At 58.1% G+C, this 14,025-nt stretch carries 9 protein-coding genes and 1 pseudogene; 2 read left to right on the forward strand and 8 right to left on the reverse strand.

The features are described 5' to 3' along the window. Position 1: 1 nt before the first annotated feature. From NTD81_RS13340 to NTD81_RS13365, 6 genes are all read right to left on the reverse strand, one after another. Positions 2–1,195: an efflux RND transporter periplasmic adaptor subunit gene (locus tag NTD81_RS13340; protein WP_410017157.1), complete on the reverse strand. Its 1,194-nt coding sequence runs from the start codon at positions 1,193–1,195 to the stop codon at positions 2–4. Between the two features lie 910 nt (positions 1,196–2,105). After that, positions 2,106–2,432, reverse strand: a complete 327-nt coding sequence (locus NTD81_RS13345; protein WP_262183044.1) for a DUF3325 domain-containing protein — start codon at positions 2,430–2,432, stop codon at positions 2,106–2,108. Beyond that, positions 2,425–4,104 (reverse strand): PepSY-associated TM helix domain-containing protein, encoded by a 1,680-nt coding sequence (locus NTD81_RS13350; RefSeq protein WP_262183046.1) that lies wholly within the window; start codon positions 4,102–4,104, stop codon positions 2,425–2,427. Before NTD81_RS13350 ends, NTD81_RS13345 begins: the two co-directional genes overlap by 8 nt. A 13-nt stretch (positions 4,105–4,117) precedes the next feature. Beyond that, positions 4,118–4,450, reverse strand: coding sequence for an iron transporter (locus tag NTD81_RS13355; RefSeq protein ID WP_262183049.1), 333 nt, complete (start codon positions 4,448–4,450; stop codon positions 4,118–4,120). Between the two features lie 193 nt (positions 4,451–4,643). Continuing rightward, on the reverse strand, positions 4,644–6,755 hold the full coding sequence (locus NTD81_RS13360; protein WP_262183051.1) for a TonB-dependent receptor: 2,112 nt from the start codon (positions 6,753–6,755) through the stop codon (positions 4,644–4,646). A gap of 314 nt (positions 6,756–7,069) precedes the next feature. Continuing rightward, positions 7,070–8,233: a type III PLP-dependent enzyme gene (locus NTD81_RS13365; RefSeq protein WP_262183053.1), complete on the reverse strand. Its 1,164-nt coding sequence runs from the start codon at positions 8,231–8,233 to the stop codon at positions 7,070–7,072. A gap of 466 nt (positions 8,234–8,699) precedes the next feature. Here NTD81_RS13365 and NTD81_RS13370 point away from each other — a divergent pair, with 466 nt between their 5' ends. Together NTD81_RS13370 and NTD81_RS13375 are read left to right on the forward strand one after the other, a co-directional pair. After that, the gene (locus NTD81_RS13370; RefSeq protein ID WP_262183054.1) at positions 8,700–10,283 is read left to right on the forward strand and encodes a peptide chain release factor 3; all 1,584 of its coding nucleotides are present in this window, start codon (positions 8,700–8,702) and stop codon (positions 10,281–10,283) included. A gap of 649 nt (positions 10,284–10,932) precedes the next feature. Then, complete coding sequence (locus NTD81_RS13375) at positions 10,933–11,721, forward strand: TatD family hydrolase (RefSeq protein ID WP_262183056.1); 789 nt, start codon at positions 10,933–10,935, stop codon at positions 11,719–11,721. Between the two features lie 278 nt (positions 11,722–11,999). Here the strand turns inward: NTD81_RS13375 and NTD81_RS21445 are convergent, their stop codons facing one another. Together NTD81_RS21445 and NTD81_RS21450 are read right to left on the reverse strand one after the other, a co-directional pair. Further along, entirely contained in the window at positions 12,000–12,713 is a 714-nt protein-coding gene (locus NTD81_RS21445; protein WP_410017162.1) for a methyl-accepting chemotaxis protein, read from the reverse strand. A 144-nt stretch (positions 12,714–12,857) separates the two neighbouring features. After that, a pseudogene (locus NTD81_RS21450) lies at positions 12,858–13,997 on the reverse strand (HAMP domain-containing protein); the annotation flags it as partial. Positions 13,998–14,025: the final 28 nt, after the last annotated feature.

The following is a 14,025-nucleotide window of genomic DNA, read 5'->3' on the forward strand; positions in this document are numbered from 1 at the left end:
CTTAGAAACGTGGACCGCCCATACGCCGACCACTGCCCGGCCCCTGCCCTTCAGCAGCGGCAGGACGCGGCGCTATCACTGGCTGAGTAGCCGCCAGTTGTTCGCCCTCAGCAATCCCTTCCAGCACCTGCGCGCTGACCCGGTCACGCAGCCCGATCTTGACCATGCGCTCGACCGGTTTGCCGTTCTCCAGGACCTGCAAACGGAACATGACCCCGCCCTCAGTGGGCCGGCCGCGACGGTTTTGCAGGACCGCCACGGGGATGGTCAGCACGTTGTCGGCCTTGGCATTAACGAAGAACACCTGGGCGCTCATCTGCGTCATCAGCTTGCCGTCGGGGTTGTCCACATCGAACTGGGCGTTGTACAGCACCACGTTATTGGTCACTGTCGGCGTCGGCAGAATCTGCCGCAGCGTCGCTTGCCAGCGCTGGGTTTGGCCGAGGGTGGTGAAGTACACCGGCATGCCGACTTTGAGCTTGCCGATATCGGCTTCCGAGACTTGGGTATCGACGGTCATGCGCGCCAGATTGGCGATCTGCACCAGCACCGGCGCTTGCTGATTAGCGTTCAGGGTCTGGCCTTGCTTGGCCGACTGCGAGACCACGGTGCCGCTCATGGGCGCATAGATTTTGGTGTAGCCCAGGTTGGTGCGATCCTCTTCCAAGCCCGCTTCGGTCTGGGCAATCTGCGCTTGCAGGGCTTCGATTTGGGCACCCTTGACCTTCACATCGGCCTGGGCGGTTTGCAGCAACTCCTGGCTGGTGGCCTTCTCGGCAAACAGGGCTTGCTGACGCTTAAGCTGAATCTGCGCCAGCTCCAGTTGCGCCTGGGTTTGCTTAAGCTGGGCGCGCTGGTTGGTCAGCTGCGCTTGCGAAGCGATCACCTTGGCCTGCATCAGCCGTGGATCGATCTCGGCCAGCAACTGCCCTTCCTTAACCTCTTCACCCAAGGCCACATGCAGCTTCAGCAGTTGCCCGGAAACCTGCGCACCGACATCCACATAGTCCAGCGGCTGCAACGTGCCAAGAGCCGTGGTGGTGTCTTCGATATTGCCGATAGCGGCCTTAACCGGCGCTACTTGGCTGGCCGCCTGAGCGTCACGATTGAAGTACCACGCACAGCCCGCAACGGCGACAAGCAAGGCGACAGGGATTAATAAACGGGGAGCAAACAAGCTTTTACGCAGCGACATAGCAAGGAATATCCAGCTCAAGGGGCAAGATCAATAATCTGGCCGCCATCCTAGGCAATGCACTTGTCAGACAAAACCCAGCTAAGGGTAAATGATAGGTAAAGCCGGCTTTACCCAACCGCGATCCGAGGCGGTTTTTACCCTCTTCGAGAGCACACCCCCGCCCACCCCGTAGGGTGGTTTAGCCGCGCAGCGGCGTAAGCCACCACCACCCGCACGGCCAATCCCAAGTCTGATTTACCTACCGGATTACGCCCGCTGCGCGAGCTAATCCAGGCTACAGATCTCCCCCCTATTCGCTGAGCCGCCATCCCGTAGGGTGGTTGGCCGCAGCCAGCCACCGGCGCCACACTGCCAATCCCGAGGCGATTTACCTCCCGGATTACGCCCGCTGCGCGGGCTAATCCAGGCTACGGGCTAATCCGCCCTATTCGCTGAACCGCCACCCGTAGGGTGGTTGGCCGCAGCCAGCCAACGTCGTCACAGCGTCGATCCCAAGGCTGATTACCTCCCGGATTACACACGCTGCGCGAGCTAATCCAGGCTACAGATCTACCCCCCTATTCGCTGAGGCGCCTCCCGTAGGGTGGTTGGCCGCAGCCAGCCACCGTCGCCACACTGCCAATCCCAAGGCCGATTACTATTCGCTGAGCCCCCTCCCCGTAGGGTGGTTGGCCGTAGCCAGCCACCGTCGTCACAGCATCGACTCCAGAGCCGGATACGGGGATGCCAGCCAAACAAACGGGACGTATCAGCGCAGTTCAATTACCGCGAAACAAGGTGTTTGGATCAGCACTTCAGGGCAGTTACAGGCGGGGTTATCCACGAGCGGATGCACAACTTGTTTTAACAGACCGCTCGGAAGGCCCCTCTCGGCTGACAAAGAAGAGCCATCGTGCGAGGTAAAATATCAGTGACCTGTCTTAGTCCATATCAACAGCAGCCTCAGCCACTGGGCACGCCATGCAAGCAGCAGAGTAATCAGAACGGCGGATACGGCCTGTAACATGAACCATACCAACACGGCGATGGAGGGTCTGTCGGTCAGACAGCACATGACGCCGGACAGGATCAGGCAGATGTAACCAAGGACCCGCATGGCTCTGGACTTACCAGCGCTTAGTGGGTCTTTGCACGCCAGCACTTGCCGCCAATGCACGTCGAGACTTAGAGCCAACCACCCCATACCGATAATGGCGAACGCCAGGGCCAAGAGATGCAGCAGCAGATTAGCCATGCGCCACCTCCGCTGTACTGGGCGCAGCCACCCAGCTGTGCCGTGCCAGTTTACGTGCGGCGTACAGCGCAACAGCGGCACTGGCTATTAGGCTCAGGTCAACACCTGCCACAGGCCAATAAGGTTGGGTAAACAGGGTTTTGAGCAAGTGATCGCCAGTACCGATCCAGTTCAGCCCAACCGCCGCCAGCGCCAACCCAGCAACAATCCAGCATTGCTCACGCCAAGCCGGATTAAACCGCGCTTGAGCCACTGGCGCGCTGCGCCAAAAGGCATGCAACAGGGCAACACCCCAGCTCAACCAAAAACTCATCTTCTCCCAATCTGCCTTGGCTGCCAGCTCAGGCGCAAGCAAGCGATTGACGGTGAGCATGGCCAAGGTAGCGATTAGCATCCCGGTCACAAAGGTCACAGCCAGTGCGTCTACGATCCGGCTGCCCTGCCCGCCCAGCTCGGCATGCTTACGCTTACGCTTCTCGACAAAGAAGATAAAACCCGTGGCGATACAAACGCAGCCCAGCAACCCACCTAGCAAATAGAGCCAACGCAGTAACCAGTGCTCGAAGTGCTGCAAATGCAAACCAGTGAGAAACTCGTTGATACTCCCCACCGCGCTCGGGTCTGGGTCTTCGCGCAGGACCTCCCCGGTGCTGGCTTTAAAGTGAATGGCCTGGCCCACCAGCGCAACGCGATCACTGCCGGCGCGGTACAGGCTGACGTAGCCATTAGCGTCTTGCCAGTGTTCGATGGTCAGCAGCCCCACGTCGCCCGGCATATCACGCTGCGCCCAGCGCCGTTTGGCTTCGGCGACCATGGCATCCACTGAGGCCAATGGCGCATATACACCGGCAGGCTCATGGGGCAAACCCGTGTGCTCTGCTTCGCTGACTTCATGTTGCTTATGCAACGGCTGTAGCAGGGTATGGCTCACCGGAAAATACAGCGCGCCGGCAAAGATCACTAACCCGGTAAAGGCAAAGAAGAAATGGAATGGCAGCGCCACGACCCCGGTGAGGTTATGCAAATCAAGGGCACTGCGCTGGGGGCGCTTCCAGGGGCGAAAAGTGAAGAACTCGCGAAAAACCTTGCGATGGATCACCACACCGCTCACCAAGGCAACCAACATACACAGACTGGCCAGCGCCACGACCCAATAGCCCAAAGCCATCCAAGACCAATTCAGGTGGTAGTGCATGGGGAAGAACCAGGCCGTACCAATGTTGAGCTTGTTGCTTTGCAGGAAATCGCCGGTGCGCGGGTCGACAGTTTCCCAACCGTGCACATGGGCGTGATCATCGCTTTGATCTTTAAGCTTGTTGGGTACCGCATATTCACCACCGATCTGCAGCAACGGGTCGCGGTGCGTGGTGTAGGCGTAAAGCGAGACCATTGGCAGCGTTTGCGCCGGTGGCAAGTCGCCGATCACGCGCTGCTGGGTGGCGGCATAGTCCACCGGCTGAGGTTTTAGCTTGTCGTAAATCGGCCGCAGCTGCTTGTCAAAGCTAGGCAGCGGTTGTGGTTCGAAACGGGTTTCGGGGACAGCCCAGCGATCAATTTCCCGGTCAAATACAGAGAGCGCGCCAAAAAAGAAGGCAACCATCAGAACAAAGCCCAGCACCAGCCCAAGCCAGGTGTGTAGCCATGTCATGCTGTGACGAAAGGTGGCAAACATCGTGCTAGTTCCTTTAAGACAAAAGCAGTTTTTGCAACTGCAAGGCGGCGGGGATCATGACGACGGCACCGCCACCTAAAACCAACCAAACCCGCGCCGTACTAGCAGCAGCAAACGCCCATAGGAATAGGGCGAGGTACAGCAAAAAACTCAGCAAAAGCATGCCGTGCTCGGCGTCGTGATAGTCCACCTGCAACCAAGACAGCAGCACAACCCCTAAGCTCACGAAGCCCCAGGTGAAGGCATAGCCGCCCAGCAAAGCCAGCAGCAGGCGGTGCGCAATGGCCCAGCCACTGGGCTGGCCCGCTGCGCAGGCCGTTGGTTGTTTACGTAAAGAGTCAGTCATTGCCTATGGCCTGTATCCGATGCGCTGTAGCGGACGTAACGTGCCCAGAAACGATGCAGCCTGGATCAGCCATAGGCTGCCAGGCTCACATAGGTGTGATGCTTTCGCGCTTATCTGCTCTGGCTAATTAGCGCCAGCCCTGACCTCCAGGGCCGACGCAGCCAATCGCAAGCGTTCGCACAAACTCGCAGGGTTACCAGTTGTAGCTCAACTTAGCCGTGACTTCGCGGCCGGGGTTGTAGTAATCCGCCGTGCCAGAACCCACCACATGCTGCTCATCAAACAGGTTGCTGACGTTAACGGCGAGGTCCGTGCCTTTGACGATCTGATAGTTGAATGCAGCGTCGTAAATCACCTCTGCATCACTTTTTGCGCTGTTGTCTGCATCGAAGTAGTAGCCGCCGGTATAGCGCGCACCCAAACCAACACTCATGCGGGTACCGGGCAGGGTGTAATAGCTCCACAGCGAGGCCGAATGCTTAGGTGCAACAGTGAACTCTTTGCCTTTGAGTGAAGTACCGTCGCGCAGGGTCCCCTTGACCACCTCGGACTCCATATAGGAGTAGCCACCGATCAAGCTCAGATGTTCAGTGACTTCAACCTTGGCTTCCAGATCCAGACCTTTAACCCGCGACTCACCGATAGTTTCACGCTCGATGGTGCCGTTGTCCTGCACCACGGCAATGGTGATGTCCTCTTGATTCAGGTCATACACCGCAGCGGAGAACAGCGCATTCAGTTGGGTGGGCGCGTACTTAACGCCGATCTCGTACTGTTTGCCGCGTTCAGGCGTAACGCCAATAGTTGGCGGCGCCACTGATTCAACCATGCTGATATAGGTGGACACCTCATCGGTGACTTTATACGTCAAGGCGCCACGAACTGAGGTTTCCGAAAAATCGTCAGAAGCCCTGCTCCCAGTGATATCGGCACTGGACAGCTCCATCGAATCGTTACGAATACCACCGGTAATGATGAAGCGGTCAATGGAGAAGTTCTGCTGCAGGAACACGGCTTTGGTGGTGTAGTCCTGCTTGTTGCGGCTGTAGATGCTTAGGCTGGACGGCGCGCCGCTGTAGACCGGGTTAGCCAGATCAATCGGTGCCGCCGCGCCGTAGAAAGAGCTGTCCTTAGTGGACGCATCACGGTACTCAATACCGGTCAAGGTACTGCTGTCGAAATGCTCAAAGCGTGCATCGTATTGCAGCATCAGATTGCCGATAAATTCCTCTGCCTCACTGTCCGTACCGAAATAAGCTCGATCAGTCAGCGGGGTAGCAGCATAGTCGGCCAGATAGATGTAGCCGAAATCATCAGTCAGCTCGCTGTAGCGCATGTTGCTGGTCAGGGTGAAGCCGTTATCAAAATCATGGGTCAACGCACCCGTGAGGCTAGTGCGCTCCACGTCGTGATAGTTGAAATCCGGCTCGCCAAAGAATTCATCCCGGTCATACTTCTGCCCCACCGGATAGCCGCCACTGTTGGGGCTGCTGTCACTCTTGAGGTGGTCGAAAATCAGGCTCGCAGAGGTGTAGTCAGTCGGCTTCCAGGTCATCCCGGTCATGATGAAATCATTGTCATCACGGGAATGGTCGTACTCGCGCTCACTGTCCTGAAACTTACCGGTCAGGCGAAATGCAAGGGTGTCGTCCACCCCCAGCGTATCCCCGACATCAACCCCAGCCTCGGCATGATTGTAAGAGCCGTAGGTAAGGTAACCTTCGCCGAAACGCTCAAAGCGTGGCCGTTTACTCACGAAGTTAACCGAGCCACCTGGGTCAGCAGGGCCAAATAGGGTTGAGTTAGCACCGCGCAACACTTCGATGCGCTCATAGGCAAATGGCTCTTCACGCACACCGCGCATGGAGCCGAGCGTCATACCATCACGATAGGTCGTGGCCTGAAAGCCACGGATTTTGAAGTAGTCGTTACGGTCATCGGTACCGTAAAAATCGGTTATCACACCCGGGGTGTACTGCAGCACCTCTTCTGTGGTGCTAGCGCTGCGCTGCTGAATTTCTTTGGAGGTGATGACCGAAACCGAGGCGGGTGTATCCAGCACGCTGGTCGCCACTTTGCCACCGACCCACAACTCCTGAGCCACAACAGTATCCGCATCGGACGGTTCAAGCGCTTTAGCGTTGATAATGATGGGGGACAGGCGATAGTCCTCCTGCACCTCAGCGACGCTGCCCTCTTGCGCCCAAACTGCAAGCGGCGCACTTAAAAATGGCGCACACAGCATTACAGCGGTCGGCCTCCAGGATTTATGCCCATTGAAGCGACGCGTTTTATGTTGGCTCATTTAGTCCCGCCCAAAGCTGTACGTTAGTTTTGTCTTACATTATCTGTAGTTATTGATAAAAATAAAGATTCTCATTTAGATATGTGAACCTCTTATCAAAACAGAAAACCGCACTTCTTCAGGGGATAAATCCACTATCGCGCCACTCTCTCCGTAAGCTCTGCATTGAGCTTTGCCAGATGCTCGCGTCATCATCAGCCCATGCTTTGCGCCCTGAAAAAACATCCCTGATCGGGTGCCTCGCCTAGGCGCTACAGGTTTTTACAGACACAAAAAACCCCGCCGTGGCGGGGTTTCTGTTGCGGCAAGAGCGCTTAGATATAGAAAGACTTCAGCGGCGGGAAGCCGTTGAACTCTACGGCGCTGTAGCTGGTGGTGTAGGCCCCGGTGGACAGCCAGTACAGGCGGTCGCCAGCGGCCAGGTTCAGCGGCAGGCCGTACTTGTAGTTTTCGTACATGATGTCGGCGCTGTCGCAGGTAGGACCGGCGATAACCACTTCTTCCATCTCGCCCTTTTTCTCGGTCCAGATCGGGAACTTGATCGACTCGTCGGTGGTTTCCACCAGACCGCTGAACTTGCCCACGTCCACGTACACCCAACGCTCCACGGCGGTACGGGATTTACGCGCCACCAGCACCACTTCACTGACCAGAATCCCGGCGTTGGCAATCAGCGAACGGCCGGGCTCAAGGATGATTTCCGGCAGGTCGTCACCGAAGTCTTCTTTAAGGAAGCGGATGATTTCCTCGGCGTAGGTTTCCAGGCTGTTGGTGCGGGTGATGTAGTTGGCCGGGAAGCCGCCGCCCATGTTGATCAGCTTCAGATGAATGCCGTCTTCTTCTTTCAGACGCTCGAAGATCACCTTCACCTTGGCAATCGCCGCGTCCCACACCGAGATGTCGCGCTGCTGCGAACCAACGTGGAACGACACACCGTAAGGCACCAGGCCCAGGTCGCGGGCGAGGATCAGCAGGTCCATGGCCATGTCGGTCTGGCAGCCGAATTTACGGCTCAACGGCCAATCAGCCGTGGTGGAGCCTTCGGTAAGAATGCGCACATAAACTTTCGAGCCCGGCGCGGCCTTGGCGATGTTGCGCAGGTCGGCTTCGGAGTCGGTGGCGAACAGGCGCACGCCCTTCTCGTAGAAGTAGCGCACGTCTTTGGCTTTCTTGATGGTGTTGCCGTAGCTAATGCGATCCGCAGTGACGCCACGCGCCAGCACCTTGTCCAGCTCATAGATCGAGGCGATATCGAAGTTCGAGCCTTTGTCTTTGAGCAGGTCAATGATTTCCACCGCCGGGTTGGCTTTGACGGCGTAGTACACCTTGGCGAATTCGAAACCGGCGCGCAGGTCGTCATAGGCCTGGCTGATGATCGCCGTGTCGATCAGTACGAACGGGGTTTCCTGGGTATCAGCGAAGGCTTTCATACGCTGAAAAGTGGCGGGTGCGTAGTAATCTTCGACCTTAATCGACATGGGGCGGCTCCGTTGGCAAAACAAACAAAGAAGATGAGGGATGGTTTCCATATAGAAACCGCGAACGTCTGATCAGTTTCCCCACTTTGGTTCGCCTACTTCCCAAGGCATGTCGCCGAGGATTAACCGTTACCAGGTCAACCTCTCGTCGTCAGTACTTGAGCCGGATGGATCGTTGCCAGCATGGACGTTCGGTCGCGAACTTTAGGGCCATGAGGCCCCTAGATCAATCAAAAACTCGCCCAATTTCGCAGCTAATGACCAAGAGGGGCTCAAGCGTTTTTGATCCTTAACAAAACGTCCGAAATGCTGCACAAAAAACCCAAGTTTAACCCTACATTTTCAGCGGTTTTGCGCTATGGTCCAGACCGTGCGGCAGGTGCTCGGCGAGCGCTTCGATTTGCCGGTATAATCGCGCGCTTTTCGGGCCGACCGCCCGCAACCGATTCCAGCCAGGCATACCACCATGACCACTCAGGCCGCCGAAGTCGCTAAGCGCCGCACGTTTGCGATCATCTCTCACCCCGACGCCGGTAAGACCACCATTACCGAGAAACTGTTGCTGATGGGCAAGGCGATCTCTGTCGCAGGTACGGTGAAGTCGCGTAAATCCGACCGCCATGCCACCTCCGACTGGATGGAAATGGAAAAACAACGGGGCATTTCCATCACCACCTCGGTGATGCAGTTCCCCTATCGCGAGCACATGATCAACCTGCTCGACACCCCCGGTCACGAAGACTTCTCGGAAGACACCTACCGCACCCTGACGGCGGTGGACAGCGCGCTGATGGTGCTCGACGGCGGTAAAGGCGTTGAGCCACGGACCATCGCCCTGATGGACGTGTGCCGCCTGCGCGACACCCCCATCGTCAGCTTTGTGAACAAACTCGACCGTGATATCCGCGACCCGATCGAACTGCTCGATGAAATTGAAGCGGTACTGAAGATCAAAGCCGCGCCGATCACCTGGCCGATCGGCTGCTACAAAGACTTCAAAGGCGTGTACCACCTGGCCGGCGATTACATCATCGTCTACACCCCAGGCCATGGCCACGAGCGCACCGAAACCAAGATCATCGAGAAGCTCGACTCCGATGAAGCGCGCGCCCACCTGGGTGACGAATACGAGCGCTTCCTTGAGCAACTGGAGCTGGTACAAGGCGCCTGCCACGAGTTCGATCAAGGCGAGTTTATGCGCGGCGAGTTGACCCCGGTGTTCTTCGGCACCGCCTTGGGTAACTTCGGTGTCGATCACGTGCTCGATGCGGTGGTCGACTGGGCCCCACTGCCGTTGCCGCGTGCAACCCACGAGCGCAACGTGGAACCGCAGGAAGAAAAGTTCTCCGGCTTTATCTTTAAGATCCAAGCCAACATGGACCCCAAGCACCGCGACCGTATCGCCTTTATGCGCATCTGCTCGGGCAAGTACAGCCAAGGCATGAAGATGCGCCACGTGCGTACCGGCAAAGACCTGCGCATCGGCGATGCCCTGACCTTCTTCTCCAGTGAGCGCGAGATGCTGGTCGAGGCCTATGCCGGCGACATCATCGGCCTGCATAACCACGGCACCATCCAGATCGGCGACACCTTCACCGAAGGCGAGAACCTGGGCTTTACCGGTATCCCGCACTTCGCCCCGGAGCTGTTCCGCCGCGTGCGTTTGAAGGACCCGCTGAAGTCCAAGCAATTGCGTCAGGGCCTGCAACAGCTCGCCGAAGAAGGCGCGACCCAGGTGTTCTTCCCCGAACGCAGCAACGACATCATCTTGGGCGCCGTCGGTGTGCTGCAGTTCGATGTGGTCGCCAGCCGTTTGAAGGAAGAATACAAAGTCGAGTGCAGCTACGAGCCCATCACCGTGTGGTCGGCGCGCTGGATCGAATCCAGCGATAAGAAGAAGCTCGAAGAGTTCAGCAACAAGGCCGTGGAAAACCTCGCGCTGGACGGCGGCGGCCACCTCACCTACCTGGCGCCCACCCGCGTTAACCTGAGCCTGATGGAAGAGCGCTGGCCGGACATCCAATTCCGCGCCACCCGCGAACATCACTAAGTTTCAACCCAATAAAAAACCGGCCAAGGCCGGTTTTTTATTGCCTATACAACCCACGTTTATCCACGCGCCGCAGGGTGGAGAACAACCTCGTAGGGTGGTTTAGCCGCGCAGCGGCGTAAGCCACCAGCGCCACACCGCCAAATCCTAAACCCATCCGCCTCCCGGATTATGCCCACTGCGTGAGCTAATCCAGGCTACGCGACTAAAGCGCTGGCCGTAGGGTGGAGAACAACCCCGTAGGGTGGTTTAGCCGCGCAGCGGCGTAAGCCACCAACGCCACGCCGCCAAATCCTAAGCCCACCCGCCTCCCGGATTACACCCACTGCGTGAGCTAATCCAGGCTACGCAACTAAAGCGCTGACCCGTAGGGTGGAGAACAACCCCGTAGGGTGGTTTAGCCGCGCAGCGGCGTAAGCCACCAACGCCACGCCGCCAAATCCTAAGCCCGCCCACCTCCCGGATTACACCCACTGCGTGGGCTAATCCAGGCTACGAAGCTAAAGCGTTAGCCCGTAGGGTGGAGAACAGCGCGAAGCGCTTTCTCCACCGATATAAGGTGATAAGCCTTTGGCAGCCAACTACGGCCTCCGATAATTTGCCAATAGCCGCACCTGAGTTACCCTGCACCTAGCTTAGCGAGGCGCCCATGCACCTGATCGACACCCACACCCACCTCGACTTCCCCGATTTCGACCACGACCGCCCAGCCCTGCTGGCCCGCAGTCGCGCCGTGGGCGTGAAGCGCATGGTGGTGCTCGGCGTGTATCAGAGTAATTGGCAGCGCCTGTGGCAGTTGTGTGAGGCGCAGGACGGCCTGTTTGCTGCCTTCGGTTTGCACCCGGTGTATCTGGCGCAGCATCTGCCCAGCGATTTAACTGAGTTACGCGATTGGCTGACGCGCCATGCGGGCCACCCCAAGCTGTGCGCCGTGGGTGAAATTGGCTTGGATTATTTCCTCCCAGAGCTAGATCGCGAGGCGCAGCAGCAGTTGTTCAGCGCTCAGCTCAAACTGGCTTGCGAGTTTGAGCTACCGGCACTGCTGCACGTGCGCCGCGCCCACGCCGACACCATCGCCATACTCAAACGCGTTAAACCGCCACGCGGCGGCATCATCCACGCCTTTGCCGGCAGCGTTGAGGAGGCCCGTGAGTACCTCAAATTAGGTTTCAAACTCGGCTTAGGTGGCGCCCCGACGTGGCCACAGGCCCTGCGCTTGCGCAAGGTGCTGGCACAGCTGCCGTTGGCAGCCTTCGTGCTGGAAACCGACAGCCCCGACATGGCCCCGGCCATGTACCCCAACCAACGCAACAGCCCCGAACATTTGCCGCAGATTTGCCAAGCCTTGGCCGAAGTACGCGGCATCAGCGCGCAAGAGTTGGCCAGCGCCAGTAGCCACAATGCCTGCGAGCTGTTTGGCTGGAGTAGCCTGGATTAGCCCACGCAGTGGGCGTAATCCGGGAAGTGTTCGAGCCGCGCATCAACTCGGTGGCAGCGGTGGCTGGCTGCGGCCAGCCACCCTACGGGATCGCATTTTTCAGCAACGTGACTGTCACCCCGTAGCCTGGATTAGCCCACGCAGTGGGCGTAATCCGGGAAGTGATCGAACTACACATCAACTCGATGGCAACGGTGGCTGGCTACGGCCAACCACCCTACGGGATCGCGTTTTTCAGCAACGTGCCGGGCGCCGCGAGCCTGATTGGCTCACGCCAGTTAAACCCGGAATGCTCCTGCTAAGTCTTTTAAGCGCGTGACCAACGCGCTCAGCTCGCGGCTGGCCTGCTCGGTTTGGCTCGCGCCATTGGCGGTGAGTTCACCGGCGTGGCTGATCTGCACGATGTTCTGATCGATATCCAGCACCACCGCCGTCTGCTCTTCGGCAGCCGTGGCGATTTGCTGGTTTTGATCGACGATCATGCCCACTGCCCCCAAGATATTCTCCAGCGCCTGCTGCACCTTGGTCGATTCAGTCACGGTGTTGTCAGCCATCTGATGGCTGCTGTTCATCGCCTTGACCGCCGCGCCCACGCCGCTTTGCAGCTTGGCGATCATACTCTCGATTTCCTCGGTGGAGTGCTGGGTACGCTTAGCCAGGTTGCGCACTTCATCAGCCACCACGGCAAAGCCCCGGCCCTGCTCGCCAGCTCGCGCCGCTTCAATCGCCGCGTTGAGCGCCAGCAGGTTGGTTTGCTCGGCGATGCCTTTGATCACGTCCAGCACCTGGCTGATCGAAGCGCTGTCGCTGGCCAACTTGTTGATCACCGTCACCGACCCATCGATCTCGCCGGCCAAGCGCTGGATGCTGCCCACTTGCGCCTCCACCAGCACACGGCCGCTGACCGTTTCATCATTCACGCTCTGCGCACTGCCCACCGCCGCGGCAGCGCTATGGGCCACCTCTTGGGCGGTGGCGGACAGTTGGTTCATCGCGGTGGCGATCAGGTCGATTTGCCCGCGCTGGCTGGCGACGGCGTGGTTGCTTTCAGCCGATACCTGCTCGACGCGTCCGGTTTGATGACCCACCTCCTGCACGGTGTGGCCAAGGCGCTCAATCAAATGACGAATCTTGCCCACGGTCTCGTTAAACAGCTCGCCGAGTTGGCCCAATTCATCTTGGCTTTGCGCTTTGTAGCTCACGGTCATATCACCGGCGGCCACCTGATTCATCACCTGGCCCAGACTTTTCAAGGTGCTGCGGATCGACACGTAAAAGCCGCTGTAGAGGTACAAAATCAGCAGGAACACCACGACCAGCGCAACCACCAACAAGCTCATCTGCACCCGGTTTTGCGCCAAGCGCTTTTGCAGTTGCTGATCCAAAAAGCCCAGCAGTTCGTCATTAAGGCCGTAGGTTTTATCGATGGCGCCGCTCAGCTCGGCGTAATAGTTAAGCCACGGCGTGTCCAACGAGTCGGCCACCACCACCTGATCCTCCACCACTGTCGCGATGGACTTCAGTGTGGCCAGGCTGGCATCGGCCTGCGTGGCCAAGGCCGCTTGCGCTTTGCTGTCACTGCCGAGCACCGCTTGCAGGTTTTGCCCGTATTCGGCATGGAGTTTTTCCATATCCAGCAGCAGGTCATCCAGCGTGGTGCTAGCGGCCGAGTTCAGAAAGCCCTGGGCCAAGGAAAACGAGCCCACTGCCCGGCCCTGACTAAGCAGCCCGGTAACCTTAGGCGTGGCGACCAACAGTAATTCGAGCATTTGCCGCACGGTGTCGTCGCGGTCTTGGCTTAAGCCTGACTGGCTGGCGATCAACTTGCTAAACAGCTGCGCCGAGCCCAGTAGCTTCTCACTCAGCACCACCTTGGTTTGCAGCGCCGATTCATTGTTCGCAGCAGTCAGCTCTGCTTGGAGTTGCTCGCGCTGTTGGTCAAAAGCCGCAACCTGATCGCTGTCACTAACAGCAACCTGCATGTTTTGAAGTTGCTGCGCCAAATTGCTTTGCAGCTGAGTCAGACGGCTTTCGAGGTCGCCGGCTTGGCCAGACTGGCCAATGGCAGCGTTGATTTCATTGAGGTCGGAGTATTCTTCGAGACTCTTATGCAGGGTCTGGCTTTGCCGCAGCAAACCGATACTGGCCAGCGATGCTTGGGTGCTGATGAATTGCTGATAGGAGTCGCGCACCAGGTAAAAATTGGTGATCAGCATGGGCACAAAGAACAGCACGCTGATCAGGCTGAACTTCATACCGAAACTTAGGCGATTCATCAGCGCGATGGCTGGCAGTAAGACGAAC

This window comes from Pseudomonas sp. 5P_3.1_Bac2, assembly GCF_025465995.1.
In the GTDB taxonomy this organism is placed as follows: Bacteria; Pseudomonadota; Gammaproteobacteria; order Pseudomonadales; family Pseudomonadaceae; genus Aquipseudomonas.